At 76.5% G+C, this 25,378-nt stretch carries 23 protein-coding genes, 1 pseudogene and 1 riboswitch; of the genes and pseudogenes, 11 read left to right on the forward strand and 13 right to left on the reverse strand.

Annotated elements, in window-relative coordinates:
• Nucleotides 1-3 precede the first annotated feature (3 nt).
• Nucleotides 4-870, forward strand: coding sequence for an alpha/beta fold hydrolase (locus tag AB8M62_RS03570; protein ID WP_369053427.1), 867 nt, complete (start codon nucleotides 4-6; stop codon nucleotides 868-870).
• A 10-nt stretch (nucleotides 871-880) separates the two neighbouring features.
• Nucleotides 881-1,891 (forward strand): Lrp/AsnC family transcriptional regulator, encoded by a 1,011-nt coding sequence (locus AB8M62_RS03575; RefSeq protein ID WP_369053425.1) that lies wholly within the window; start codon nucleotides 881-883, stop codon nucleotides 1,889-1,891.
• 59 nt (nucleotides 1,892-1,950) lie between these two features.
• On the opposite strand, the gene AB8M62_RS03580 is transcribed toward AB8M62_RS03575, so the two are convergent.
• Nucleotides 1,951-2,385 (reverse strand): MarR family winged helix-turn-helix transcriptional regulator, encoded by a 435-nt coding sequence (locus AB8M62_RS03580; protein ID WP_369053422.1) that lies wholly within the window; start codon nucleotides 2,383-2,385, stop codon nucleotides 1,951-1,953.
• Between the two features lie 72 nt (nucleotides 2,386-2,457).
• Between AB8M62_RS03580 and AB8M62_RS03585 the strand changes: the two genes are divergently transcribed.
• Together AB8M62_RS03585 and AB8M62_RS03590 are read left to right on the forward strand one after the other, a co-directional pair.
• Complete coding sequence (locus AB8M62_RS03585) at nucleotides 2,458-3,423, forward strand: NAD(P)H-binding protein (protein WP_369068651.1); 966 nt, start codon at nucleotides 2,458-2,460, stop codon at nucleotides 3,421-3,423.
• Between the two features lie 63 nt (nucleotides 3,424-3,486).
• Nucleotides 3,487-4,077: a dihydrofolate reductase family protein gene (locus AB8M62_RS03590; RefSeq protein ID WP_369053418.1), complete on the forward strand. Its 591-nt coding sequence runs from the start codon at nucleotides 3,487-3,489 to the stop codon at nucleotides 4,075-4,077.
• Here the strand turns inward: AB8M62_RS03590 and AB8M62_RS03595 are convergent.
• Nucleotides 4,046-5,392: an FAD-dependent oxidoreductase gene (locus AB8M62_RS03595; protein ID WP_369053416.1), complete on the reverse strand. Its 1,347-nt coding sequence runs from the start codon at nucleotides 5,390-5,392 to the stop codon at nucleotides 4,046-4,048. The two genes, AB8M62_RS03590 and AB8M62_RS03595, sit on opposite strands and share 32 nt — an antisense overlap.
• 104 nt (nucleotides 5,393-5,496) lie before the next feature.
• On the opposite strand from AB8M62_RS03595, the gene AB8M62_RS03600 reads away from it, so the two are divergent.
• On the forward strand, nucleotides 5,497-6,525 hold the full coding sequence (locus tag AB8M62_RS03600; RefSeq protein WP_369053414.1) for a helix-turn-helix transcriptional regulator: 1,029 nt from the start codon (nucleotides 5,497-5,499) through the stop codon (nucleotides 6,523-6,525).
• 15 nt (nucleotides 6,526-6,540) lie between these two features.
• Here the strand turns inward: AB8M62_RS03600 and AB8M62_RS03605 are convergent, their stop codons facing one another.
• The gene (locus AB8M62_RS03605; RefSeq protein ID WP_369053412.1) at nucleotides 6,541-9,819 is read right to left on the reverse strand and encodes a rhamnogalacturonan lyase family protein; all 3,279 of its coding nucleotides are present in this window, start codon (nucleotides 9,817-9,819) and stop codon (nucleotides 6,541-6,543) included.
• A gap of 289 nt (nucleotides 9,820-10,108) precedes the next feature.
• On the opposite strand from AB8M62_RS03605, the gene AB8M62_RS03610 reads away from it, so the two are divergent.
• A complete protein-coding gene (locus AB8M62_RS03610; protein ID WP_369053410.1) occupies nucleotides 10,109-10,675 on the forward strand; it encodes a dihydrofolate reductase family protein in 567 nt (188 codons plus the stop codon).
• Between the two features lie 44 nt (nucleotides 10,676-10,719).
• Here the strand turns inward: AB8M62_RS03610 and AB8M62_RS03615 are convergent, their stop codons facing one another.
• On the reverse strand, nucleotides 10,720-10,956 hold the full coding sequence (locus AB8M62_RS03615) for a hypothetical protein (RefSeq protein ID WP_369053408.1): 237 nt from the start codon (nucleotides 10,954-10,956) through the stop codon (nucleotides 10,720-10,722).
• A 65-nt stretch (nucleotides 10,957-11,021) separates the two neighbouring features.
• Nucleotides 11,022-12,083 carry a winged helix DNA-binding domain-containing protein gene (locus AB8M62_RS03620; RefSeq protein WP_369053406.1) on the reverse strand — a complete coding sequence of 354 codons (1,062 nt, stop codon included), beginning with the start codon at nucleotides 12,081-12,083 and terminating at the stop codon, nucleotides 11,022-11,024.
• A 134-nt stretch (nucleotides 12,084-12,217) separates the two neighbouring features.
• On the opposite strand from AB8M62_RS03620, the gene AB8M62_RS03625 reads away from it, so the two are divergent.
• Together AB8M62_RS03625 and AB8M62_RS03630 are read left to right on the forward strand one after the other, a co-directional pair.
• On the forward strand, nucleotides 12,218-12,919 hold the full coding sequence (locus AB8M62_RS03625) for a class I SAM-dependent methyltransferase (protein WP_369053478.1): 702 nt from the start codon (nucleotides 12,218-12,220) through the stop codon (nucleotides 12,917-12,919).
• Between the two features lie 78 nt (nucleotides 12,920-12,997).
• The gene (locus AB8M62_RS03630) at nucleotides 12,998-13,834 is read left to right on the forward strand and encodes an oxidoreductase (protein WP_369053404.1); all 837 of its coding nucleotides are present in this window, start codon (nucleotides 12,998-13,000) and stop codon (nucleotides 13,832-13,834) included.
• A 24-nt stretch (nucleotides 13,835-13,858) separates the two neighbouring features.
• Here AB8M62_RS03630 and AB8M62_RS03635 read toward each other — a convergent pair whose 3' ends face one another.
• Nucleotides 13,859-14,524 (reverse strand): TetR family transcriptional regulator, encoded by a 666-nt coding sequence (locus AB8M62_RS03635; RefSeq protein ID WP_369053403.1) that lies wholly within the window; start codon nucleotides 14,522-14,524, stop codon nucleotides 13,859-13,861.
• A 100-nt stretch (nucleotides 14,525-14,624) separates the two neighbouring features.
• On the opposite strand from AB8M62_RS03635, the gene AB8M62_RS03640 reads away from it, so the two are divergent.
• Nucleotides 14,625-15,527 (forward strand): SDR family NAD(P)-dependent oxidoreductase, encoded by a 903-nt coding sequence (locus tag AB8M62_RS03640; RefSeq protein WP_369068652.1) that lies wholly within the window; start codon nucleotides 14,625-14,627, stop codon nucleotides 15,525-15,527.
• Between the two features lie 21 nt (nucleotides 15,528-15,548).
• Here AB8M62_RS03640 and AB8M62_RS03645 read toward each other — a convergent pair whose 3' ends face one another.
• From AB8M62_RS03645 to AB8M62_RS03675, 7 genes are all read right to left on the reverse strand, one after another.
• Complete coding sequence (locus tag AB8M62_RS03645) at nucleotides 15,549-16,703, reverse strand: cysteine desulfurase family protein (protein ID WP_369053400.1); 1,155 nt, start codon at nucleotides 16,701-16,703, stop codon at nucleotides 15,549-15,551.
• Nucleotides 16,700-17,614, reverse strand: a complete 915-nt coding sequence (nadC, locus tag AB8M62_RS03650; RefSeq protein WP_369053398.1) for a carboxylating nicotinate-nucleotide diphosphorylase — start codon at nucleotides 17,612-17,614, stop codon at nucleotides 16,700-16,702. Before nadC ends, AB8M62_RS03645 begins: the two co-directional genes overlap by 4 nt.
• Nucleotides 17,611-19,218, reverse strand: a complete 1,608-nt coding sequence (nadB, locus tag AB8M62_RS03655) for an L-aspartate oxidase (RefSeq protein ID WP_369053396.1) — start codon at nucleotides 19,216-19,218, stop codon at nucleotides 17,611-17,613. The genes nadC and nadB overlap by 4 nt, the downstream gene beginning before the upstream one ends.
• Nucleotides 19,215-20,510 carry a quinolinate synthase NadA gene (gene nadA / locus AB8M62_RS03660; protein ID WP_373694843.1) on the reverse strand — a complete coding sequence of 432 codons (1,296 nt, stop codon included), beginning with the start codon at nucleotides 20,508-20,510 and terminating at the stop codon, nucleotides 19,215-19,217. The genes nadB and nadA overlap by 4 nt, the downstream gene beginning before the upstream one ends.
• A gap of 82 nt (nucleotides 20,511-20,592) precedes the next feature.
• Complete coding sequence (locus AB8M62_RS03665; RefSeq protein WP_369053394.1) at nucleotides 20,593-21,285, reverse strand: NUDIX hydrolase; 693 nt, start codon at nucleotides 21,283-21,285, stop codon at nucleotides 20,593-20,595.
• A 477-nt stretch (nucleotides 21,286-21,762) separates the two neighbouring features.
• Nucleotides 21,763-22,368, reverse strand: coding sequence for a malonic semialdehyde reductase (locus AB8M62_RS03670; protein WP_369053392.1), 606 nt, complete (start codon nucleotides 22,366-22,368; stop codon nucleotides 21,763-21,765).
• An 81-nt stretch (nucleotides 22,369-22,449) separates the two neighbouring features.
• Nucleotides 22,450-23,862, reverse strand: coding sequence for a cryptochrome/photolyase family protein (locus AB8M62_RS03675; RefSeq protein WP_369053390.1), 1,413 nt, complete (start codon nucleotides 23,860-23,862; stop codon nucleotides 22,450-22,452).
• A 125-nt stretch (nucleotides 23,863-23,987) separates the two neighbouring features.
• On the opposite strand from AB8M62_RS03675, the gene AB8M62_RS03680 reads away from it, so the two are divergent.
• Nucleotides 23,988-24,689 (forward strand): iron-dependent transcriptional repressor DtxR, encoded by a 702-nt coding sequence (locus tag AB8M62_RS03680; protein ID WP_369053388.1) that lies wholly within the window; start codon nucleotides 23,988-23,990, stop codon nucleotides 24,687-24,689.
• A 184-nt stretch (nucleotides 24,690-24,873) separates the two neighbouring features.
• Nucleotides 24,874-25,035: riboswitch (cyclic di-AMP (ydaO/yuaA leader) on the forward strand.
• A gap of 3 nt (nucleotides 25,036-25,038) precedes the next feature.
• A pseudogene (locus AB8M62_RS03685) lies at nucleotides 25,039-25,378 on the forward strand (C40 family peptidase); the annotation flags it as partial.

The raw sequence follows: 25,378 nt of genomic DNA on the forward strand, positions 1-25,378 counted from the left end.
CTCGTGACGATCTCCGCCACCACCCAGCGCGTCCGGATCAACGGCAACGACCTCGCCGTGGAGGTGCTCGGCCCGCCCGCCGACCGGCCCGACGCGCCCGTGCTCATCGCCCACCACGGCGCGCCGGGGCTCGGCTCGCGCGCCGAGCCGCGCGCCAGCTTCGGCCGGCTCGCCGACGAGTACCGCGTCATCGTGTTCGACGCCCGCGGCAGCGGCGAGAGCGAGGGCTCCGGCGTCTTCAGCCACGAGCAGTGGGCCGCCGACGTCGACGGTCTGCGCCGGTGGGCCGGGGTCGAGTCGATCATCATGGGCGGCGGCTCGTACGGTGGCTTCATGGCCATGGAGTACGCCGTCCGCTACCCCGGGCGCGTCCGGGCGATGGTGCTGCGCGACACGTCCGCCGACTCCTCGAACATGGGTCGTGCGAGGGAGAACGCGCTGGCCACCGACCGCGTGGAGATCGACATGGAGAAGTTCGACCGGATCGACACCGGTACCGTCCGCGACGACGACGACCTGCGCGACTGCTGGCGGGAGATCCTGCCCCTCTACGACCACGTCTACGACCCCGAGGCCGTCGAGCGGAAGGTCGCAGCCACGCCGTACCGCTACGAGGCCCACAACTACGCCTTCAGCGTCAACATGCCGGACTACGACATCTCCGCCCAGCTGCCGTCCATCACCGCCCCGACCCTGGTGACCGTGGGTCGGACCGATTGGATCACGCCTGTCGAGAGCAGCGAGAAGATCGTCTCGTTGATCCCGAACGCCCGGCTGGTGGTGTTCGAGCGGTCCGGGCACTCCCCGCAGGTCGAGCAGGCCGAGGAGTGGACGGCCACCGTGCGCTCGTTCCTCCACGAGGTGCTGTGAACGGGGTGCTGTGAACGAGGTGCACGACCAGCTCAGCGAGCTCGACAAGCGCATCGTCGTCGCGCTGCAGCCCAACGGGCGGGCCAGCTGGCGCACGGTCGCCGAAGCCGTCGGCGCGTCGACGGCGACGGTGGCGCGGCGCGGCCAGCAGCTCCTGGCCGAGGGCGTGGTGAAGGTCGCCGTCGTCCCCGTGCTCGCCGCCGGCGGCCCCTACTCGGCGTTCTGGGTGCGGATCAACTGCGCACCCGGGGAGTCGATGAAGGTCGCGGAGCAGCTCGCCGGCAGCCCCGACGTCCGCTTCTGCGCCGTGGTGGCGGGTGAGTACGACATCGTCGCGGAGATCGTGCTGCGGGGTGACGCCTCCACCTACCCCCGTCTGCTGCAGGACCTGCAGAGCCTCCCGGGTGTCCAGCGCTGGCGCAGCGACTACACCCTGCACGTGTACAAGGTGAGCTTCGACTGGGGACGTCAGCTGTTCGGGCAGGAGCCCTCGACCGGGCACGTCGCCCCGACGCCCGACGAGCCGGAGGAGTGCTCACCGCAGCACCTGGACGGCGTGGACCAGCAGATCGTGGCCGCGTTGCAGACCGACGGCCGCGAGACCTTCCAGCGGATCGCCGACGACCTCGACCTCAACGAGTCCAGCGTGCGGAGGCGGTACGAGCGCCTGCGCGCCAACGGGTGCCTCGACGTGCTCACCCTCGTGCAGTCCGCGGCCCTCGGGATGGGGGCGGAGACCCTCGTGCAGGTGACCGTGGACCCCGGCCGGCTCGAGGCGGTCGCCGCGGAGCTGGCGGGCTTCCCCTTCGTGCGCTACCTGGCGCTGATGCTGGACGAGAACTCGCTGCTGTGCGAGCTGATCATGCCCAACAGCCGCGACCTGCGAGGGTTCATGACAGGGCCGCTGTCCCGCATGCGCGGGGTGCGCGGTTGGTCCGCGTCCATGGAGCTCGTCTTCCTCAAGCGCGGCTTCGTGGAGACGCCGTGGTGGCGCACGCAGACGGGGCTCGTGGACACCTAGCGTCCGTCTCGGGTGGGGACCACCGTCGTGCTGCGGGGCAGCTCCGCGGGGCTCGGGGCTCAGGCGCGCCCGTCGACCACCCGCAGCAGGACGCGGTTGAGCGCGGCGGCCTCGGCCGCGCTGACGCCCAGCCGCCCGGGGTGGTCCACCTCGCGGACCACCGGCCACACCTCGGCGAGGAGGGCGTGGCCGGCGGCGGTCAGGGCCAGGGGGTTGCGCCGCCCCTTGGAGCGCTCGGCGCCGCGGGCGACCAGCCCGCGCTCCACCATCCCGTCCAGCACGCCGGTGATCGACTGAGGCCGGACGAGGACGCGCCGGGCCAGCTCGGCCTGGGTGGGCTCGGCGCCGGCCGCGAGGTGGCACAGCACCCCGAACTGCACGGGGGACAGGCCGTGCTCGGCGAACACGGCGGTCAGCTCGCGCTCGACGCGGTGCGCGGCGCGGATCAGCGACCACGCCAGGAGGCCGTCGATGTCGTCGTCGGTCAGGTCCACGTCCGGTTGCCACCTCCCCGATAGGCGGGCAGTCTCTCACCAACAGGTTCCTGATACCAGGGAGAGGTCGACGTGAGCGCACCCACCACCCGTCCGGACACCACCCCCGCCACCGCACCCGCCGCCACCCCAGCTCCCGCCGCGCCCCCGGGGAGGGTGCTCGTCACCGGGGCCACCGGTGACGTCGGCACCGCCCTCGTCGACGAGCTGACCCGCCTCGGCACGCCGTTCCGGGTCCTGGCCCGGCGCCCGGGCCAGGTGCGCGGGTTCACCGAGCGCGGTGTGGACGCCGTCGAGGGCAGCTTCGAGGACCCCGCCGGCCTGCGGGAGGCCCTGCGCGGGTGCGAGCAGCTGTTCCTCAACACTCCGCCGAGCCCGCACCAGTTCCGCTGGAACCGCGACGCGGTCGACGCCGCCGTCGCCGCGGGCGTGCGGCACGTCGTCAAGGTGTCCGCCTCCGACGCGAACCCGCGCTCGGCGATCCCGTGGGCGCGCGACCACGCCCTGGCCGACGAGCACCTGCGCCGCAGCGGTCTGGCGCACACGGTCCTGCGCGCGGGCGCCTTCACGAAGAACCTCCTCGTGGAGGCGGCGGCGGTCCGCCGCGGGTGGCTGCCGCAGACCAGCGGTCACGGGGCCACCGCCTGGGTCGACGTGGCCGACGTGGCCGCCGTCGCCGCCCGCGTGCTCACCGACCCCGCCGTGCGGGGCGGGACCGGCGAGGACGGGCGCACCTACCTGCTCACCGGTGACCGGCCCCTGTCCTACCCCGAGGTCGCCGAGGTCCTCACGCAGGTGCTGGGGCACCGCGTGCGCTACCTGCACGTGCCGGCACCGCTGTTCCACGGCGTCCTGCGCGCCTCCGGGGTGCCCGCCTGGCAGGCCAGGGGCCTGGTCCACCAGTTCGTGGACGTGGTGCGCCGCGGGCACGACGGCGGCCGCCGGTGCAGCGACGACGTGCTCGACCTGCTGGGGCGCCCGGCCCGCACCGTCGCCGACTTCGCCCGCGAGCACCGCGCCGAGCTCGGCGCCGCCTGAGGGTCGCGCGGGGCGGGCGGTCCGGCGACGATGAGTCCCGGGGTCCGGGCGGGTCGTCCCGGTGTGGCCACCCTCGTCGCCTCCGCCTCCGCGTCCCTCGACGGCTTCGTCGCCCTGCCCGACGACGACCCCGGGCCCCTGTTCGACTGGTACTCCGCCGGGGACGTCGAGGTCCCGAACGCCGGTGACCTGCCGCCGTTCCACCTCACCCCCACCAGCGCCGCGCACTGGCGCTCGTGGGTCGCGTCCCTGGGGTGCCTGCTCGTGGGCCGGCGCCTGTTCGACCTGACCGACGGCTGGCGCGGGCGCCACCCGCTCGGGGTGCCGGTGGTCGTCCTGACCCACGAGCGCCCCAGCGGGTGGCGGTACCCGGGCTCGGAGGACTTCGTCTTCGCCGCCACCGTCGGCGAGGCGGTGGACGCGGCCACCGCCGTCGCCGGCGAGCGCGTGGTGGGGGTCGCGGCCGGGCAGGTGGCCACGCAGGTGCGCGCGGCCGGCCTGCTCGACGAGGTGCACGTCGACCTGGTGCCGGTGTTCCTGGGCGCCGGGCGGCGGTACTTCACGGACACCTCCGGCCCGCTGCTGCTCGGCGATCCGCTCGAGGTCGTCGTCAGCCGCCGGGTCACCCACCTGAGGTTCCCCGCCCGCCCGTGAGGCGGCCGCGCAGCGCGGTCGACGCGGCCAGGACGGGCAGCAGGACGCGGGTGGCGGCCGAACCCGCGGGGGTGGCGGTGGCCAGGACGCGCCGCACGGTGCCCATCGACAGCTGGACGACGGCGCTGCCGCGGTGGCGCACGTCCTGCTCGTAGGCGCTGACGGCGGTGTGCAGGGTGCGCTCGCCGGCGCGGTGGGCCAGGAGCTCGCGCACGAGGACGGAGGCGTCGACGATCGCCGTCCCGGCCCCCTTGCCCGCGGTGGGCGGGGTGGCGTGGACGGCGTCGCCCAGCGCGGTGACGCGGCCCGCCGGCCACGGCGCCGCCTCGCGCGGGCTGGCCGGGCCGACGACGAACGGGTACGCGGCCACGGTCGAGGGGTCGGCGCGGGTGACGACCTGCAGGGGCGCCTCGCCCCAGCCGGTGGCGCGCAGCGCCTCCAGGACGGTGTCCCGCAGCACCGCGCCCCGCTGCCCGCGCAGGCCGGCCGGCGCGGTGGCGGTGGGGAGCATCGCGCCCCACACGTAGGTCGGGCCGGTGGTCACGGCGTGCCGGCCGAGGGGCGCGTCGAGGACGGCGAAACCGGCCGGGTCCAGGTAGCCGCAGTACAGGGCGGTGCCGCGGGGACCGACGGCCAGGCTCGACCGCGGCCCCAGGCGCCGGGCCAGGTCGGGGTCGAGGTCGCCCGCCGGGGTGCGGCCGCTGACGCCGGTGAGGCCCGCGGGGCGGCTGGCCGGGCGTCCCGTCAGGTGCGCGACCACGAGGGAACCGGGCCCGTCGGCGCCCACCAGCAGGTCGGCCCGGACGACGCTGCCGTCGGCGAACCGCGCGCGCACCTCGCCGTCGGGGCCGGGGTCCCGCTCGACGGCGGTGCACGTGCTGCCCAGCACGAGGCTGTCGCCGGCGGCCGCGGCCAGCACCAGGCGCAGCGTGGTGCGGTCGACGTCGACGCTGTCGGGGTCCAGGCCCCGCACGTCGAGGTCGCCGAGAAGCCGCCCGCGGTGGTCGAACCAGACGTCCGGGGGCCGCCGGCGCACCGCGGAGGCCGAGGCGAGCAGGCCGGCGTAGTGGTCGGGTCCCAGCAGGTCGCGCAGGGCCGCCAGGGCCGGGGTGTCGAGGGTGATGTGGTACCCGCCGGTGGCGGCGGGGTCGGTGTCGCGGTCGTGGACGACGACGTCGAACCCGTTGCGGCGCAGCCCGGCGGCCAGGGCCAGGCCGCCGATGCCGCCGCCGACGACGAGGACCCTCGGGTCCGTGGTGGGTGCGGTCGGGGTGGTGGGGTGCGCGGTGCCGGCTCTCGACGCGGTGGAGGTCATGGCGCCACGATGGGAGGCGTGGTGGCCGCGGGACGGCCACCACGGTCAGCGGTTCCCGGATCCGCCGTCGGCGGTCCCGGCGCGGTCACGACCGAGGGGGAGCGGTGGCGTCGACGTCCGCGCGCGCACTGGCCCTGCTGTCGATGCTGAGCAGCGGCGCCACGCTCACCGGGGAGGAGGTCGCCCGCCGCCTGGGCGTGTCCCGGCGCACGGCCCGGCGCGACGTGGAGACCCTGCGCGAGCTCGGCTACGTCGTGGAACCGGTCCTCGGCGCCGGAGGGGGTTACCGGCTGGGGCCGGGCGGTGCGCTGCCGCCGCTGGTGCTGGACGAGGAGCAGGTCGTCGCGGTGGCGGTGTCCCTGCAGACGACCTCCGCGGTGCTGCGCGGCGTCGAGGAGAGCAGCCGCCGGGCGCTGCGGACGATCCGGCAGGTGATGCCCGCGCGCGCCCGCCGCGAGGCGGACGCCCTGACCGCCACCGTGGTGCCCAACCAGTGGGAGTTCCCCGCCCCCGCCCTCGACGCCGCCGTGGTGCGGGCGGTCGGGACCGCGGTGCGCCAGCGCGTGGAGCTGCGCCTGGACTACGACGAGGAGGACCTCCCCGGGGACGGCCGCACCGGTGGCGGCGGTGGCCCGGTGACCCGGGTGGTCGAACCGCACCACCTCGTCGTGTGGGCGGCCCGCTGGTACCTCGTCGCCCACGAGCGCGCGCGGCAGCGCTGGGCGGTGCTGCGCCTGGACCGCGTCAGCGCGCCCACCGCGACGGGCGCGCCCTTCCGCGAGCGGCCCCTGCCGGAGGGTGGTCCCGCTGACTTCGTGCAGCGCACGCCCGACCGCGGCGACCGTCTGGCGCCCTGGCCGTGCACCGGTTCCGCGGTCCTGGACCTGCCGGCACCGCTCGTCGCGCGGTTCGCGCCCGGCGGGGCCGTCGTCCGGGCCGTGGGCGAGGACCGGTGCGAGCTGTCCATGGGCGCCTGGTCCTGGGCCGGGCTGGCCGGGTTGTTCGTCACCTTCGGCAGCCCCCTGGCCGAGGTGCGCCCGGCCGAGCTGCGCGAGGCCTTCGCCGTGGCCGCCGGGCGCCTCGCCGCGGGGGCGGCAGCGCCCGGCGGCGCTCCCGTCCCCGGCGGCCCGTGAGGCGCCCGGCGCCGGTCAGCCGGCCACGTCCTCCAGGAGCCGCTGGAACCGCCCGGTCAGGTCGGTGCGCGCCCGCTCGGTGAGCCGGTCGGCCCGCCGCGGTTCCTCCAGCCGCGACAGCCCGCCCTGGAGCGCCGTGGCCGCCGGGCCGGTCCGGCCGGCGCGCAGGTGCCGGTCGGCCTGCTGCAGCGCGCCGCGCAGGTGCTCGGCGACCGGGCCGGCGACGTCACCGCTGCGGGTCCACCCCTCCAGCACGGCCAGCGTCCCGGCGGTGTCGGCCGGCCCGCCGACGGCGATGTCCGTGCGCTGGGCGGGCAGGTCCGCCTCGTCGCCGAGGTAGAAGCTCGCGAACCCGACCTGGTCGTAGCCGTTGTTCTTGTTCGCCACCCCGTTGCGGTACATCGGGTCGTGCATCAGCGTGCGGATCCCGTACTCGGTCGGCGCCAGGGTCGTGACGACCGCGAGGCGGTTCCCGCTCGCGCGCAGCACCAGCTCCTCGCGCCAGTCGCCGAGCAGGTCGGCCTTGAGCGTGGGGGTGCCCTTGTTGCCGGTGGAGACCAGCCCGGTCTCCAGGTACGGGGTCACGGCGAAGGTGAGGTCGTCGACCGCGCCGACCGTCGCGCCGTTCACGGCCATGTGCGTCAGGCCGCCGCCGAACCAGATCGCGTTCTGCCCCTGCGCGATGCCGCGCGGGACACCGGTGGTCGTCAGGACCTCCCCGGTGACCATGCTGCGGACCTCGGTCGTCGCACCGGCGGAGCCGGCCTGCGCGCCCGGCCAGCGGTTCGAGAAGTTCCCCGCCACGCTGCCCTCGTCGTCGCTGCCGGCGTACACCCCGTACAGCAGCGAGTCCGTCTCGACGACCTCGCCGTGCTCGTCGAGCTTCCGGCCCTCCAGCGGGTCGTAGCCGGCCGGGCCGGGCAGCCAGCCGTGGTGACGGCCGGTGCGGATGTCGTCCAGGAGGTGCTCCTCCATCCCCGACCAGGCCCGCAGGGTGTCGTCCGCGTCGACCGGCAGCAGGGCGCCGCGGTCGCCGTGCCGGAACGGCGCCCACACGTTCTCCGGGTCGGAGCGGACCTCGTCGGTGGCGAACTGGAACTCCCCGGCGACCGGGGGCACGCCGTCCAGCCCCTCGATCGTCGGCATCGTGTCGCCGTTGAGGACCCGCGGCAGGATCTTCGTCCCGTCCTCGCTCAGCCCGAGGACCATCGCCTTGAGGACGACCTCGTCGCGGCCGTCGCCGTCGAGGTCGGCGGACTTGGTGTCGTGGTTGCCGCGGTTCTGGTAGTCGTACGCGCTGCCGCCCAGCGACCAGTACCGCGGGTCGGCGGAGTCGAAGCTCGCCTGCAGGCGGACGCGGCCGTCGGCGAGGGTGAACGCCGCCAGCGTCGTGCGGTGGTAGTAGCCGCGCTGCGAGACGGCGGACGTCCGCTCACCGTCCAGGCTGGCCACGACGCCGACGTAGCGGTTGGCGCGGTTGCCCTGCGCGTCGCCGTAGGAGGCGGGCTTCCAGGGGTTCTGGAGCCAGTACGCCTCGCGCTCGGCCATGACCTGCGCCTTGTAGTCCTCCGCGGAGCTGCCGACGCCGGGGCCGGGGAACGCCAGGTAGGAGTAGTTCCCGCGCTGGGTCGCCGGCGTCATCGCCCAGTCCTGCCCGTCCACCCCGCCCTCGTAGGGGAAGGGGTAGCGGGCGCTGTCGACGAGCACGCCGGAGCGGGTCGCGGCGTCCCACTCGAAGGCCGAGAAGAACTCCGCCTCGTCCTTCGCGCGGCCGATCGGCCCGACGTGGTACGTCTTGATCCACCGCTTGAGCGCCGGGTCGTTGGGTCCGTCGTTGCCGCCGCCGGCCGTGGGGCTGCGGTAGGAGATCGTGAAGCTGTTCAGCAGCGACCACCAGGTGTCCAGCGCCTCGACGTCGCCGGTGGCGAAGTGCTCCGCGAACGCCTCCGTGGTGGCGTTGAGGCCCTCCTCGCCCCCGACGACGGTGCCCGGTGTGTCGGGGTAGACGACGGACTGCGTCGCCTCGTCCCAGTTCCCGATCCGCGTGCCGAGCGCGGTCTTGAGCATCAGCTCGCCGCGGCCGTCGCCGTCGAAGTCCTCGGCGAACAGGACCGTCTCGTGGTCGTTGGCCGCCCGGACGTTGTAGCCCATGTCCACGCGGAACAGCAGGGTGCCGTCCAGCTCGTACACGTCGACGTACTCGGGTGCCGTGGTCGTGCTGCTGCCGCTGTAGATCGGCTCGGAGTACATCGGGTCGACCTGGGTGCTGCGCCACTTGACGACGATCTCGTACTCGCCGTCGCCGTCGAAGTCGGCGACCGTCATGTCGTGGGTGGTGTAGGGCGCGCTCGTCGAGGTGTGGACGGCGCCGTCGTCGGTCATCGCGTACGGCAGCGACGCGCCGGAGTCGAGGTTCTCGACGTACCGGACGAACTCCGCCTCCAGCTCCGCGTACAGCGCGTCGGTGACCCTGCCTTCCACCAGCCCGTTCTCCGGCTGCCACGGCGCGGTGCGGGCCGCGACGCCGAGCGCGTTGGGGGCCGTGGTCAGCGCGCCCAGCCGGGCGACCCAGTCGTCCAGCTGCGCCGGCGTCACGTCCACCTGCTCGTCGTGCGCGACGCGGAACTCGCGCAGCAGGTCCACGTCGACCGTGTACCAGTGCTGGCCGTCCGTGCCGGGGACGACCATCGCCGCCGGGTCGAGGTCGGTGCCGGGCCCGAACCGGTTCTCGGGGCCGCGGTAGGTGAAGTGGGCGAGCGGGACGGGGTCCGGGGCCGGCTTGAGCGGGACGTACCGCGCGGCGCCGCGGCCCTCCTGCCCCGGCCGGCCGGGCAGCGCCGACAGCATCGGCACGCTCATGCCCTGACGCGCGCCCTCGACGCCGTCGACGACCGGCGCCACCTCGTACCGCGACGTCAGGGTGCCGTCGGGGTCCGTCCAGTTCGACGGGGTGACGTCCTCCTTGACGACGCCGGGGTTGGCCGGGTGGTCGCTCTCGGGCTGCACGTCGCGCGGCTCGACGGTGGCGACCCTCGTGAACCCGGCGTCCCCGTCCGCGCGGTAGACGTTCCACGACAGGCCGTCGGGCTCGTCGCCCAGGAACCGCCAGCTGAGGAACGTCCCGCCCTCCACCTGGGCGGCGACGAGGCCGCGGGTCAGGTCCTCGACCTGCCGCTGCCCGCCCGGCCCACCGGGCACGGGGCCGGCCGGTGCGGCCGCGGCCGGCGGTGACGCGGTCAGCGCCAGGGCCAGCGCCGTCACGGGAGGAAGGAGTCTGCTCAGGGGCTTGCGCACGGTCGTGCTCCTCGGTCGTTGCGCGGGTGGCGGGCGCGCGGCCCGTCCACCTCCGTCGACGTCCTGCGGGCGTGGTCCTGCGGGGGATCGGCGGGTGCCGGTCCTCGGGTCGTCCGCTCCGGTGCGGCGACGAGGTCCCCCTTCGGGAAAGCGTGTTCCGCCACCCTCGCCCGGGAGGTGGCGCGGTGTCAACGCTTCGATCGGAACGATTCAAGGATCTCCGGCGCACGGCCTTGCCGCCGGGGCCGCGGGGGAGGAGCCTGAGGTCCCCCACCGACCGGAGGTGCTCGTGGGTCAGTTGGTGTACGCGGCGAACACGTCCCTCGACGGCTTCGTGGAGGACGCCGCGGGTTCCCTCGACTGGTCCGTGCCGGACGAGGAGGTGCACGCGTTCTGGAACGAGCGCGAGCGCGGGATCGGCACCTCCCTGTACGGCCGGCGGATGTACGAGGCCATGCGCGTGTGGGAGGACGACGACTGGCTGGCCGGTGAGCCGGACGTCGTGCGCGCGTACGCGGCGGTGTGGCGCGCCGCCGACAAGGTCGTGTTCTCCACGACGCTGCCCGTGGTCAGCACGTCCCGCACCCGGCTGGAGCGGCGCTTCGACCCCGACGCGGTGCGAGCGCTGAAGCAGGCCTCGGCCGCCGACCTCGGCGTGGGCGGCGCCACCCTGGGCGCGGAGGCGTTCCGGCACGGCCTGGTGGACGAGGTCGTCCTGGTGGTGCACCCCGTGGCCGTGGGCGGCGGCAAGCCCGCCCTGCCGACCGGGGTGCGGCTCGACCTGGAGCTGCTCGAGGAGCGGCGGTTCGCCGGTGGCGCGGTGCTCCTGCGCCACGCCGTGCGCCGCGCCGCCTGACCGCGGCCGCCGGACCGCGCCGGCGGGAGCCCGTCAGCTCCGGCTCAGGAGTCCTCCTCCAGCTCCTGCGTCCAGCGGCGGCTCGCCGGGTCGACGAAGCAGTCGACGCCGGAGACCTCCACCTCGACCTCCACGGTCAGGCCCCGCACCTGCTCGGCGGCGGTGGCGACCTGCTGGCGGGTGGGCGCGGGCAGCTGCGTGCACGGGTCGGTGGCGCTGCACCCGGTGAGGGCGAGGGTGGTGACGACGGCGGCCAGGAGGGCGCGGGTCAGGTGCTTCACGCCGCGGAGGGTGCCAGCGCCGCGACGGTCCGCGCGGGGGTTTTCCGGGTGCGGTCCCCCGCACCTCACCCGAACCGGCCGGACGGCAGCGCCGCCGCCCGCCGCTGCAGCGCCGTCCGCTGCGCCGCGGTGAACTCCCCGAACGCCGTGGCGGCGATCGCGTCGCCGTCCCTCGTCCACGTCCCGGCGACCGCGCCGGCGACGACGACCAGACCGCGGAACACGCCGTTGCCGCCCGGGGCCACGCGCGCGGCGTGCTCGGCCGCCAGCACGTGCCCGCGGTCGGTGTAGCCCAGCAGGAACTCGTCGAAACCCGGCAGGAGGTGCACACCGCGCAGCGCGCGGCGGTGCGCGGCGACCAGGTCGGGGACGGCCGGGTCGGCGAGGTGCTCGACGCCGCCGACCTCGACCACCTCGAACTCGCCGCGGACCGCGGCGAAGGCCCGCCGCGCCGTGCCCAGCGGCAGCCCCGCCCACCACGCGAAGTCCGCGGCGCCGGCCGGCCCGTGCCCGCGCAGGTAGCGCGCCGCCCACCACGCCGCGGGGTCCTCGGGTCCCGGTCGCGCCGGGACCAGCTCCTCCAGCAGCACGAACGCCGGCTCGGTCCCCGACAGCGGTCCCTGGCACAGGACACCGGTCATCGACAGGTGGGACAGCAGGTGGTACCCGCGTCCGGCGGCCGTGCCCTGCCCCGCCCGCTCGAACGCCGCGAGCAGCTGCGCGCGGGTGGCCCGGCGGCCGCCGGTGAGCAGGTCGCGCGCCACGTCGCCGGCCGCGGCGACGTCGCCCTCCCCGATGCCCAGCTCGGCGCGCCGGCGCGCGCTCGCAGCCAGCGGACGCGCGGTGCACAGCGCCAGGACGTGCGGCAGGTCGCGGGCCGCGACCAGGTGCAACGTCCCCCGCACCGGCCACGAGCGGACGACCTCCCCGGCGTCCAGGGCGCGGGCCAGGTCTCGCGCCCCGCCCGCGCCGGTGCGCAGCACGACCGCGGTGACCGCCGCCCGCAGGTCCTGCGCCTGGACGGCGCCGAGCCGCTCGACCACCTGCGCCGCACCGGCCGCGCGCGGGACGACCCCCTGCGCGGCCAGCCGCCACGACCCCACCTCGCGCGCCGCCAGCTCCACCACGCGGACACGCTCCCACCGGCCTCCCACACCGGGTCGTGCCCGGGGCGCCGAGCGTGCGCTGCGCGCGCCGTCCCCGCCCCGGACCGCCCTAGGCTCGTGCGGTGGACACGCCGCTGTGGACCCCCTACGACGGGATGGCCGAGGCCTTCGCCCGGCACGCCGAGGACAGCCCCTACAACGCCCACTACGACCGCCCCGCCGTCCTGGCGGCCCTCGGCGACGTGGCCGGCCGCGACGTCCTGGACGCAGGCTGCGGGCCCGGTCTGTACGCGCGGGCGCTGCTGGACGCGGGCGCGCGGGTCACCGCCTTCGACGCCAGCGGGCCGATGGTCGCCCTGGCCCGCGAGCGCGTCGGCGAGCGCGCCCGGGTGGACCGGGCCGTGCTGGGCCAGCCGCTGCCGTACCCGGACGTCGCCTTCGACGCCGCGGTGTGCGCGCTCGCCGTCCACCACGTCGACGACCGCCCGGCCGCCTTCGCCGAGCTGCACCGGGTGCTGCGTCCCGGCGGCGCGCTCGTCGTGTCGACGACCCACCCGAGCGCCGACTGGCTGCGCCTGGGCGGCTCGTACTTCGACCGCGTCCTGGAGACCGAGACGTGGGGGGAGTGGACGGGACGGCGCCAGGTGCGGTTCTGGCGCGAGCCGCTGTCGGCGCTGTGCGCGGCGGCCACGGGCGCCGGGTTCGTGATCGACCTGCTCGAGGAGCCGCGCCCCGCGGCGAGCATGGGGCAGCGCTACCCGGAGGAGAACGCGAAGCTGGAGCGCGAACCCGGTTTCCTGCTGCTGCGGCTGCGCCGGCTGCCCGCGCCGCTCGGCGGACTGCCCGGGGGGCGTTGAGCGGGCCGGCCCGGCAGGGGGCAGAGTGGGCGCGGGCGGCGCGGACGCCGTCCCCGCGACGACGACGAGAGGCAACGCGTGTCCACCACGTCCACCTGGCTCATCACCGGCTGCTCCACCGGCCTCGGCCGCGCCCTGGCCGAGGAGGTCCTCGGCCGCGGCGACCGCGCGGTCGTCACCGCCCGCGACGCCTCCTCCGTGCAGGACCTCGCCGACGCGCACCCGGACCGGGCGCTGGCCCTGGCCCTCGACGTCACCGACACCGCCCGCGTGGGCGAGGTCGTGCGCGAGGCCGAGGAGCGCTTCGGCGGCGTCGACGTCCTCGTCAACAACGCCGGGTACGGCTACCGCGCGGCCGTGGAGGAGGGCGACGAGCAGGACGTGCAGCGCCTGTTCGCCACCAACGTCTTCGGTCCGGTCGCCCTCACCAAGGCCGTCCTGCCGGGGATGCGCTCGCGCCGGCGCGGCACGATCGTCAACGTCTCCTCGATCGGCGCGCAGATCTGCCCGCCCGGTTCGGGGTACTACGCGGCCACCAAGGCCGCGCTGGAGGGGCTGACGGGCTCGCTGCGCCAGGAGCTGGCGCCGCTGGGGATCACCGCGTTCTCGGTGGAGCCCGGCGGGTTCCGCACCGACTTCGCGGGCCGCTCGCTGACGCAGTCCGCCGAGCCGATCGCCGACTACGCCGACACGGCCGGCAAGCGGCGCAAGGAGCACGACACCGTCCACGGCACCCAGCCGGGCGACCCGGCGCGCGCCGCGAGCGCCATCGTGCGCGCGGTGGACTCCCCGGACGCGCCGGGCCTGCTGCTGCTGGGCACCGACGCGCTGTCGGCGGCCGAGAGCATCCTCGACGCGCGGCGCGCCGAGCTGGAGGCCTGGCGCGAGGTCAGCGCCAGCACCGACTTCTCCTGACGTCCCGGGCCGCTGCCCCACGCCTCAGGTGCGGGGCAGCGCGCCCAGCAGGAGGGTGCGGGCCGCCGCCCGCAGGGCGTCCTCCGGTCCCGCGTGCAGGACCGCCACGGCCGGGTCGAGCTCGTAGGCGGCGCGGACGGCCGGTGGCGGCGAGGCGTAGGGCGCCAGAGCGCCGGCCAGGACCACGAGGTGGAAGCACGCCCGCTCCGCCTCGTCCCCCAGCTCGGGCAGGTGGCGGCGCAGCAGGTCCGCGGCGGCGGTCAGCCGAGCCAGTCCAGACCGCTTGTGCCGCAGCACGACCCCGGTGGGGACGTTGCGCTCCAGGACGCCGCCCTGCGCGCCGACGAGGTCGCACAGCACGCGCCGGCCGGCCAGGGACCGCGCGAGCACGTCGGCCACGTGCTCCGCCCGCTGCACCAGCCCGCGCCCCGCGCCCGCCTCGCCGGCCAGGGCCGCCGACAGCTCCGCGAGCCAGTCCGCCAGCGAGGCGTCGAGCAGGTCCAGGAGAACGGCCTCGCGGGAGTCGAAGTAGCGCAGCACGTTCGACTTGGCCAGGCCCACGCGGCGGCTGAGCTCGTTGAGGCTCAGGTCGGCCACGGGCATCTCGTCGAGCATCGCAGCGGCGGTGTCGAGGACGGTCCGGCGCCGGACCTCGCGCTGCTCCTCGCTGCGGGCGCGCTGGAACGTCACGGCGGGAGGCTAGCAGTTGCGGACCACCGGTCTCTTGACAGCGGACCGGTGGTCTCTTAGCTTCTCCGCACCAGACCGCCGGTCTCTCCAGGAGGACGACATGAGCACGAGGTGGACCGAGCAGCACGTCCCCGACCAGCGCGGCCGGGTGGCCGTCGTGACGGGCGCCAACACCGGACTCGGCCTCGAGACCGCCCGGGTCCTCGCCGCGCGCGGCGCCACCGTCGTGCTGGCCGTGCGCGACCCCGCCAAGGGCCGGGCCGCCGCGGCGCGGGCCGGCGGCGACGCGAGGGTCCAGGAGCTGGACCTGACGTCGCTGGAGTCCGTGCGCGCGGCCGCCGCCGCGCTGCGCGAGGCGCACCCGCGCATCGACCTGCTCGTCAACAACGCGGGCGTGATGTACACGCCGAGGTCGACGACCCGGGACGGCTTCGAGCTCCAGCTCGGCACCAACCACCTCGGCCACTTCGCCCTCACCGGGCTGCTGCTCGACCGGCTCCTGCCCGTCCCCGGCTCGCGCGTCGTGACCGTCAGCAGCGTCGGGCACCGCATCCGCGCGGCGATCCGCTTCGACGACCTGCAGGGCGAGCGCTCCTACTCCCGCGTCGGCGCGTACGGGCAGTCCAAGCTGGCGAACCTGATGTTCACCTACGAGCTGCAGCGCCGGCTCGCCGCGCACGGCACGACCACCGTCGCCGTGGCCGCGCACCCCGGCGCCTCCAGCACCGAGCTGGCGCGCAACGCCCCGGCGGCCGTGCGCTTCGCCGCCGACCGCCTCGCCCCGCTGCTCACCCAGCCGGCCGCGGCGGGCGCCCTGCCGACCCTGCGCGCGGCCACCGACCCGGCCGTCCTCGGCGGGCAGTACTACGGGCCCGACGGCCCCGGGGAGGTGCGCGGGCACCCCGTCGTGGTCACGTCCAGCCCGCAGTCGTACGACCTCGGCCTCCAGCAGCGGCTGTGGACCGTCTCCGAGGAGCTCACGGGCGTCCGGTTCCCCGTCTGAGGACGTGCCCGCGGTGACCGCTCAGGCGCGCGCCAGCCCGACCGCCCGCGGCACCAGGTCCACGACCCGCTCGACGTCCTCCTCGGTCGTCGTGCGCCCCAGCGTCAGGCGCACGGCGGTGCGGGCGGTGTCGGCGTCCAGGCCGCACGCCAGCAGCACGTGCGAGGCGTCCTCGGACCCGGCCGCGCACGCGGACCCGCTGGAGCACGTCACCCCCAGCGCCTCCAGCTCGGCCAGGACGGTCTCCCCGCCCACGCCGGGGAAGCAGAACGAGGCGTGGTGCGGCAGCCGCCGCACCGGGTGGCCCGTCAGCCGCGCGCCGGGCACCGCGGCCAGCACCCCGGCGACCAGCCGGTCGCGCAGCCCGGCCAGGCGCCGGGACTCCTCCTCGCGCGCCGCCTCGGCCAGGTGCAGGGCCACGGCGGTGCCCACCGCGGAGGCCACGTCCACGGTGCCCGAGCGGCGCCCGCGCTCCTGCCCGCCGCCGTGCAGCACGGGTTCCAGCGCGAGCGCGCCGCGCACGTGCAGGAAACCCGCCCCGCGCAGCCCGCCGAACTTGTGCGCGGACGCGGACAGGGCGTCCACCCCCAGGGCGTCGACGTCCAGCGGCAGCGACCCGGCCGCCTGCACGGCGTCGGTGTGCAGCGGGACGCCGCGATCGCGGCAGACCTCCGCGACCTCCGCGAGCGGCTGCACGGTCCCGACCTCGTTGTTCGCGTACATCACCGACACGAGCGTCGTGCCGCCGGTCACGGTGCGCCGCAACGCCTCCAGGTCGAGCACGCCGTCGCCGTCCACGCCGACGACGTCGACGCGGAAACCCTCCGCGCGCAGCGCCAGCGCCGTCTCCAGCACCGCGGGGTGCTCGACGGCGGAGACGACGACGTGCCGCCCGCGCGGCGCGGCGCGCGCGATCCCCGTCACGGCGAGGTTGTCGGCCTCGGTGCCGCCGCCGGTGAACACCACCTCGCCCGGGCGCGCGCCCAGGACGCCGGCGACGACCTCGCGGGCCTGCTCCAGCGCCTCGCGGGCCTCGCGCCCGGCCGCGTGCGCGCTGGACGGGTTCGCGGTCACCCGCGTCAGGTACGGCCAGACGGCCTCCAGCACCTCCCGGCGCGGCGGGGACGTCGCCGCGTGGTCCAGGTACAGCGGCTGCGGGTCCGGCGGCGCGCTCACGAACCCGTCCCGGTCCGGGCGCCCACCAGCACCTCCACGTCCAGGCCGAGGTCGAGGGTGCGGGCGTTCTGCGTCAGCGCGCCCACCGACACCACGTCGACCCCGGTGGCGGCGATCGCCCGCACGGTGTCCAGCCGCACCCCGCCGCTGGCCTCCACGAGCGCCCCGGCCGCCCGGGCGCGGCGCACCCCCTCGGCCAGGTCGTCCAGCGCGAAGTTGTCCAGCAGCACGACGTCGACACCGGCGGCCAGGACGGCGTCGAGCTGGTCGAGGCGGTCGACCTCCACCTCCACGACCGTGGTGTGCGGGACGCGCTCGCGCGCCGCGCGCAGCGCGGCCGTCACGTCCAGGCCCTCGGCGAGCAGGACGGCCAGGTGGTTGTCCTTGACGAGCACGGCGTCCGACAGCGACCAGCGGTGGTTGCGCCCGCCGCCCGCCCGCACCGCCGCGCGCTCCAGCGCCCGCAGGCCCGGCGTGGTCTTGCGGGTGTCGGCGATCCGCGCGCCGGTGCCGGCGACCTCCCCGACGAACCGGGCCGTCAGGGTCGCCACGCCCGACAGGTGCTGCAGCAGGTTCAGCGCGACCCGCTCGGCGCGCAGCACCGCCAGGGCGGTGCCCTCCACGCGGGCCAGGACGTCGCCCGCGGCGAACCGGGTGCCGTCGGGCAGCAGGTCGTGCACGGCGGCGCTGCCGCCGGTGAGCGCGGCGGCCTGCGCGAACGCCTCGCGCGCGGCCGCACCGCCCGCCAGGACGCCCGGTTCGCGGGCGCGCAGCTCGGCGCGGGCGCGGGCGTCGGCCGGCAGCAGCGACTCGCTGGTGACGTCGCCCCACGGGGCGTCCTCGGCGAGCGCGGCCGCGACGACGGCCGCCACGGCCCCGGCGGGGACGGCGGGGGAGGGGGTGCTGGTCACGGGGTCCTCACGAGGGTGCGGCGCCGGGGGGAGGCCGGCGGGAACGGGTGGTCGCGCCGGTGGTGGGCGCCGACGCTCTCCTCGCGCGCCTCGGCGGCGGCCACGAGCAGGCGCCCGGTCAGCAGCAGGGCGGCGTCCTCCAGGGCGCGGCGGTCGGGGGCGGAACCCCCGCTCGCGTCCCACGGGTCGAGGTCGGCCGGTTCCTCCTCGGGGGTGAGCAGCTTGCGCGCCACCGCCAGGCCGGCGGCCTCGCGGACCAGGCCGGCGTGCTCCCACATCGCCGCGCGCAGCTCGCGGCGGGCGACGTGGGACGCCTGCGCCGCACAGGGTCCGGGCAGGGCCAGGACGTCTTCCGCGGCGGGCAGGACGAACGGGCCGCCCCCGGCGAGCACGGAGGCGGCGACGCGCCGGGCCACGACCACGGCCTCCAGCAGCGAGTTCGAGGCCAGCCGGTTCGCGCCGTGGACGCCCGTGCAGGCGACCTCCCCGGCCGCCCACAGGCCCGGCACGGTGGTGCGCCCGTCGGTGTCCGTGCGCACCCCGCCCATCCAGTAGTGCGCCGCGGGCGTGACCGGCACCGGCTCGGTGGCCGGGTCCACGCCCTGCGCCCGGCACATCGCGGCGATGCCGGGGAAGCGCACGTCGAACGGCACACCGGTGCGCGCGGCGATCCCCGTGGCGTCCAGCAGGGCCGGGCGCCCGCCGCGGGCGGCCATCGCGGCGGCCAGCGCGCGGGCCACCACGTCGCGCGGCGCCAGCTCGGCCCGCTCGTCGACGGCCGGCATGAACCGGTGCCCGGCGGCGTCCAGCAGGAGCGCGCCCTCGCCGCGCACGGCCTCGGAGACGAGGAAGGGCTCGGGCAGCGCGGCCGCGGTGGGGTGGAACTGGTACATCTCCAGGTCGGCGACCGCCGCGCCCGCGCGCCAGGCGGCGGCCACGCCGTCCCCGGTGGCCACCGCCGGGTTGGTGGTGCGGGAGAACAGCTGCCCGGCGCCGCCGGTCGCGAGCACGACGGCGCGGGCGCGCACCCGGTGCGGCCGCTCGCGCCCGTCGGTCCCGCGCACCAGCAGGTCGGCGCCGCGCACGACGCCGTCCTCGACGAGGAGCCCGGCCAGGCAGGCGTCCTCCAGGACGCCGGTCGCGCTGCGCCGCACCGCGTCCGCGAGCGCGGCGGCGATGACCGCGCCGGTGCGGTCGCCGCCGGCGTGCAGGACGCGCGCCCGCGCGTGGGCGGCCTCCAGCCCCAGCGCCCACGAGCCGTCGGCGGCGCGGTCGAAGACCACGCCCCACTCCACGAGGCGGCGCACCGCGTCCGGCCCGGCGGCGGCCAGCACGCGCGCGGCCGCGACGTCGGTCAGGCCCGCGCCGGCGGCCACGGTGTCCGCGGCGTGCGCGGCCACGTCGTCGGGGCCGGTGGCCGCGGCCATCCCGCCCTGGGCGCGGGCCGTGCTGCCCTCGCCGAGGGCGGTCTTGGTGGCCAGCAGCACGTGGACGCCGGGACGGGCCGACAGCTCCAGCGCGACGGCCGCGCCCGCCAGGCCGCCGCCGACCACGAGCACGTCGCAGTCGGCGCCCGGCAGGACGCGCCCGGCGTCCCGGGTCACGGGACGACCGCCAGCATCCGCTCCAGCGCCGTGCGGGCGTCGCGGGCCACGTCGTCGTCCACCCGCACCCGGTTGACGACCTCGCCGCGCACCAGCGCCTCCAGCACCCACGCCAGGTAGGCGGGGTGGATGCGGTACATCGTCGAGCACGGGCACACGACGGGGTCCAGGCACGTGATCGTCAGGTCGGGCCGGGCGTCGGCCAGGCGCCGCACCATGTTGATCTCGGTGCCGATCGCGAACGACGTCCCCGCGGGCGCGGCGTCCACGACGGCCTGGATGTACTGGGTCGAGCCGTCCTCGTCGGCGGCGTCCACCACCTCGGCCGGGCACTCGGGGTGCACGACGACGCGCACGGCCGGGTCGGCGGCGCGGGCGGCCTCGATCTGCTGCACGGTGAACCGCTGGTGCACCGAGCACCAGCCGCGCCACAGCAGCACGCGCGCGTCGAGCAGGTCGTCGGCGGAGTTCCCGCCGCGCGGCTTGCGCGGGTCCCACACCGGCATCGCGGAGACGGGCACGCCCATCGCCTTCGCGGTGTTGCGGCCCAGGTGCTGGTCGGGGAAGAACAGCACCCGCTGCCCGCGCTCGAACGCCCACTCCAGGACCTGCCGGGCGTTGGAGGACGTGCAGACGATCCCGCCGTGCGCGCCGCAGAACGCCTTCAGGGCCGCGGAGGAGTTCATGTACGTGACGGGCACGACCGGGACCCTCCCGTCGGCGCCCGGCCCGCTGCCGTACAGGGCCTCCAGCTGCTGCCAGCAGGCGGTGACGGCGTCGATGTCGGCCATGTCGGCCATCGAGCAGCCGGCCGCGAGGTTGGGCAGCACGACGGCCTGGTCGGGACGGGTGAGCAGGTCGGCGGTCTCGGCCATGAAGTGCACGCCGCAGAACACGACGAACTCCGCGGCGTCGCGCTGCTGGGACTGCCGGGCCAGCTGGAAGGAGTCGCCGACGAAGTCGGCGTACCGGACGACCTCGTCGCGCTGGTAGAAGTGCCCGAGGACCGTCAGGCGCTCGCCCAGCGCCTCCTTGGCGGCCAGGATCCGCCGGTCCAGCTCCTCGCCCGGCAGCAGGCGGTACTCGGCCGGGATCTGCTGCTGCACGGGCGTGGTGGCCGGGGCGACGTCCTGCCGGGAGGCGCCGGCGCCGTAGGTGGGCAGCGGCAGCGGGCGGCCGGGGGCCGCGTCGAACTGCCAGGGCCCGGTGGGCAGGTCCGGGTCGCACGTCTGCTCCTCGACCCGCCCCGGGGTGCGGGCGAGCAGCGCGATCTGCGTGGGGACGGACGCCACGGCGTACCTCTTCTCGTCGGGCCCGGCGGTGCCGCGGCTCTCGGGGGGACTGCGGGAGTTCGTGCGGGGGTTCGTGCGGGTCTCAGGCGAGCGGGCCGGCGGGGGCGAAGGGCCCCGCGGACCCCTCGGGCACGACGGCCCGGTACAGCTCCGGCGGCCGGTGCCGCCCGCCGGACTGGCGTTCGCCCGTGGCCACGACGGACCCGGAGCGCTCCACCTGGCGGCGGAAGTTCGCCGGGTCCAGCGGCCGCTGCAGGATCGCCTCGTGGACCTCGCGCAGCTCCGCCAGCGAGAACCGCTCGGGCAGCAGGTGCAGGGCCACGTGGGCGTGCTGGACCTTCGTCCGCAGCCGCCACAGCGCGTACTGGACGACCTCGTCGTGGTCGAAGGCCAGGCCGGTGCAGTCGTCCGCGGCCGTCCAGCGCACGTTCTCCTCCTCGACGGCGTGCTCGGCGAGGTGGTTGCGCACGAGGGCGGAGTAGACGACGGACACGACCCGCTGGCCGGGGGAGCGGTCGGGGCGGCCGAAGGTGTAGAGCTGCTCCAGGTAGCTGGGGCGCAGGCCGGTCGTCTCGGCCAGGGTGCGCCGGCCGGCGTCGCTCAGGCTCTCGTCCGTGCGCACCCACCCGCCGGGCAGCGCCCACCGCCCGCAGTGGGGGTCGCGCGTGCGGCGCACCAGCGGCAGGTGGACGCGGCGGTCGCCCGCGCGGTCGGGCAGGAGCGCGAAGATCACCGTGGAGACGGCGACGAGGATCGCCCGCTGCGACTGCTCCACCGACCCCGCCACTCCCTCGCGCCCACCGGCCCCGGGCGGACCGGCCGCGGCGGGGAGTAAGGGTGGTTCTGACAACAACTCCTGGAGCAGGATACGACAGCCCCCGCCGCGGTGTCGAGCGGTTCCGGCGACCTCGCGGGAGCGCTCCCACCGCGCGGTTCGCGGGCGGCGAAACGGGGGTGACACCGGCGCCGGGCGGACGTACGGTCGGAGGACACGGGAAGGGAGGTGGTCCGGTACATGAGTTCTCATCGGACGCGTGAGGTGGCTGCCCGCTAGCAGCTGCGTGATGGACGCGGACCGCTCTGGTCGCCCCGCGCAGCGCGGCGAATCCACGGCAGTCACCGGGTCCCCGGGCGCCGGCCTTGTCCAGCCGGCCCCGTCCCGAGCGATCGGGACGGGAAGAGCCCGGGGACTTCCTCGTCCCCGGGCCCGGTCGTGCTCGTGCGGCGCTGGTGCCGCAGCCGGTGCTGCTGCTCAGACGGTGCGGACGACGTCCTCGTAGGCCAGGCGCGGCAGGCGCGGGTGCCCGACCTCCCGGTCGGCGACACCGACGTTGACCACGGCGAGGACCTCCTGGTCCAGCCCCGTGAAGAACGCCTCCTCGATCGCCGGCGCGTCGATGCCGGTCATCGGGCCCGCGTCCAGGCCCAGCGCCCGGATCCCGATCACCAGGTAGGCCAGCTGCATGGCCCCGTTGAAGACGGCCGTGCGGTGGCGGGGCTCCTCGTCGAGGAAGTGGTCCCGCGCGCCGGGGTAGTGCGGGAAGACCTCCGGCAGGCGGTCGTGGAAGTTGCGGTCCGCGGCGACGACGACCGACAGGGGCGCGCGGCGCACCTTGTCGCCGTTGCTGCCGCTCATCATCGTGGCCAGGCGCTCGCGGGCCTCCGGCGTGCGCACCAGCAGCAGCCGCACCGGCTGGGTGTTCATGCTCGTGGGCGCGTACTTGACGAGGTCGTAGATCGCGCGGACCTGCTCGTCGGTGACCTCCTCGCCGGTGAAGGCGCCGGCGGTGCGGGCCTCGCGGAAGAGCAGGTCGGCGGCGGCCTCGTCGAGGCGGCGGGTCTCGGTGGTGACGGTCACGGGGGAGTGCCTCCGGGTGCGGTGGAACGGTGCTTGAAGCGACAACATCCCACGGCCGGGGGGTGTTCCGCGCGCCGGGGCTCAGCTCCTGATCCGGGCGTAGTCCGCCAGGGATCGGCGGCGCTCCTCGGCGTGGTCGACGATCCGCTCCGGGTAGCCGTGCGCGTAGCCCTCGGCGTGCTCCCACGGCTCGTGGGCGGCCTTCCCCGGCAGGTGCCGCAGCTCCGGCACGTAGCGGCGCACGTACTCCCCGTCGGGGTCGAAGCGCTTGCCCTGCGTGACCGGGTTGAAGATCCGGAAGTACGGCGCCGCGTCGGTGCCCGAGCCCGCCACCCACTGCCAGCCGTGGCTGTTGCTGGCCAGGTCCGCGTCGCGCAGGCCCCGCATGAAGGTGCGCGCCCCGAAGCGCCAGTCCACGTGCAGGTCCTTGACGAGGAAGCTGGCGACGATCATCCGCACCCGGTTGTGGACCCAGCCCACCGTCCGCAGCTGGCGCATCCCCGCGTCCACGACGGGGTAGCCCGTGCGGCCCTCCTCCCAGGCGCGGAAGTCCTCGCCCGGCTCGGTGTACTGCAGCGCCTCCAGCTGGGGCCGGTAGTACTCGCGGGCCGTCTCCGGCCGGTGCCAGAGCACGTCGGCGTAGAAGTCGCGCCAGGTCAGCTCGTCGCGGAAGGTCTGCGCCGACTCCACCGCCGCCTCCGAGCGCCGCCGCGCCAGCGCCGCCAGCAGCGTGCGCGGGTGCAGCTCGCCCCACTTCAGCGCGTGCGACAGCTGCGAGGTGCCGTCCAGGTCCGGGCGGTCGCGGTGGTCGGCGTACTCGCCCAGGGCCGTCGCCAGGAAGCGCTCCCAGCGCTCGTGAGCGGCCGCCTCGCCCGCCGGGGGCAGCTCGACGCCGCCCGCGTCCGGCTCGTCCGGCCAGTGCGCACCGTCCACGCCCTCGCCGGCGTCCGCGGCCCAGCGCACCCGGCCGGGGGTGTCCGCCGGCGCGGGCCAGCCGTGCGCGCGGTGGGCGCGGGCGAAGGCGGAGAAGACCTTGAACGGCTCCCCGGAGCCGTTGAGCAGGGTGCCCGGCCCCACGGCGTAGGGGGTGCCCGTGCGCACCAGCTCGCGCCCGTCACCGGCCAGCGCGGCGGCCACGGCCTCGTCGCGGCGGCGCCCGTGCGGCCCGGCGTCGGCGCTGACGTGCACCCGCCGCGCGCCCGCCCGGGCGGCGACCTCGGGCACGAGCCGGGCCGGGTCGCCGCGCTCGACGACCAGCCGCCCGCCCAGGTCGGCGTCCAGGGCGCGCAGCGAGCGCAGCAGGTAGGTGCGCCGCACGTCGCCCGAGGGGCCCCACAGCGCCGGGTCCAGCACGAACAGGGGGACGACCTCGCCGTCGGCGGCCGCCTGGAGCAGGGCGGGGTGGTCGCGCAGCCGCAGGTCGCGGCGGAACCACAGGACGCTGCGGCCGGCGTGGTCGGACTGGTCGGCCTGGCCGGAGGGGCGCGCGCTCACGCCCGGCGACGCTAACCGCCGCCGGGCACCCCCGCGAGGCGTGGGCGCCCGTCCCGGGCCCGCGGGGACGGAGCGGACCGGACCAGGGGTGCTGCGGGAGGGCCCGGTACCGGAGAATGGTCGTCGTGAGCGACCTCATCGACACCACCGAGATGTACCTGAAGACGGTCTTCGAGCTGGAGGAGGAGGGTGTCGTGCCGATGCGCGCCCGCATCGCCGAGCGCCTGCACCACTCCGGCCCCACGGTGTCGCAGACGGTCGCCCGCATGGAGCGCGACGGGCTGCTGCACGTGGGGGCGGACCGCCGCCTGGAGCTGACCGACGCCGGTCGCACCAAGGCGATGCGCGTCATGCGCAAGCACCGGCTCACCGAGCGCCTGCTCACCGACGTCATCGGGCTGGACTGGCCGCTGGTGCACGAGGAGGCGTGCCGCTGGGAGCACGTCATCTCCGAGGAGGTCGAGAAGCGCCTCGTCGACATCCTCCACCACCCGCAGTCCGACCCCTACGGCAACCCGATCCCGGGCCTGGAGGAGCTGGGCGAGGTCGGGCCCGCCGAGCCGTTCCGCGCCGAGGGCGTGCGCCCGCTGACCAGCCGGGACCTGGCCGGGCGCGACCTCGTCGTGCGGCGCCTGGGCGAGCCGCTGCAGACCGACGTGGACCTGCTGGCCCGCTTCGCGCGCGCCGGGCTGCGCTCGGGGGCCGTGGTCGTGGCCACGAGCGTGCCGGGCGGACTGGAGGTCGCCGTCCGCGGTGACGGGGACGCCGCAGTGGTGAAGCTCACGACGGCCGAGGCCAACCACGTCTTCGTCGCCGAGACCGCCTGAGCCGGAGCGGGTCCCGCCGCCGTCGGCTCACCGGTCGTTCACCGGGCGTCACGTCACGTCACCTGTTCGGCACGCGCTCGTGACCGGTGCGTGACATCGGTGTGAGCCGTCGGCTACTGTTCCCGCCGTTCCCCGGCCACTGACCGGGGAGCCCTCCCGCGGACGCCGAGCCCTGCCAGCGCGGAGAGGTCCCCCGACAGACCCATGGCAGGGACGGGGAAACCAACTTCCGGGCAGCCCCGCCTCCGGGCGGAGCGGTCCTCGGGGTGAAGCCGGCGAGAGCCGGCCGGGCGAGACTCCCGCCCGAACCCGACAGCTAACCTCGCAGGCGTCGGAGAGGCCCACACCTGTGACGACTCGCGTCCCGGCGCGCCACCGCGCGCCCGTCCGTCCCCTCACCCCCCTCACCGGTCTCGCGGAGACGGTCGGCCGCAGCGCCGGCGCCGCCGGCCGCGGTGTCGCCGTCGTGGCCGCCGCCGGGGGGCTCGCCCTCTCGGTCGCCGCCCCCGCCGGCGCCGCCCCCGCCCCCGCCGCCGTGGACGCCTCGGTCCGCACCGCGGTCAGCGCGGCCTTCAGCACCAGCCCCGTCGGCGTCGTCGCGGCCCCGGCCACCGCCGCCGCGCAGGTGGTGGCGACCACCGCCGCCTTCACCACGGTGCCCACCCCCGCCCCGCCGCCCCCGCCCCCCC

This window comes from Kineococcus terrestris (assembly GCF_041020755.1).
GTDB classification, from domain to species: domain Bacteria; phylum Actinomycetota; class Actinomycetes; order Actinomycetales; family Kineococcaceae; genus Kineococcus; species Kineococcus terrestris.

Excerpts from the sequence above, each read along its gene's own strand:
- AB8M62_RS03595 (WP_369053416.1), bottom strand. The coding sequence starts at position 5,392 with ATGACCTCCACCGCGTCGAGAGCCGGCACCGCGCACCCCACCACCCCG.
- AB8M62_RS03625 (WP_369053478.1), top strand. The coding sequence starts at position 12,218 with ATGGCCGAGGCCTTCGCCCGGCACGCCGAGGACAGCCCCTACAACGCC.
- AB8M62_RS03640 (WP_369068652.1), top strand. The coding sequence starts at position 14,625 with ATGAGCACGAGGTGGACCGAGCAGCACGTCCCCGACCAGCGCGGCCGG.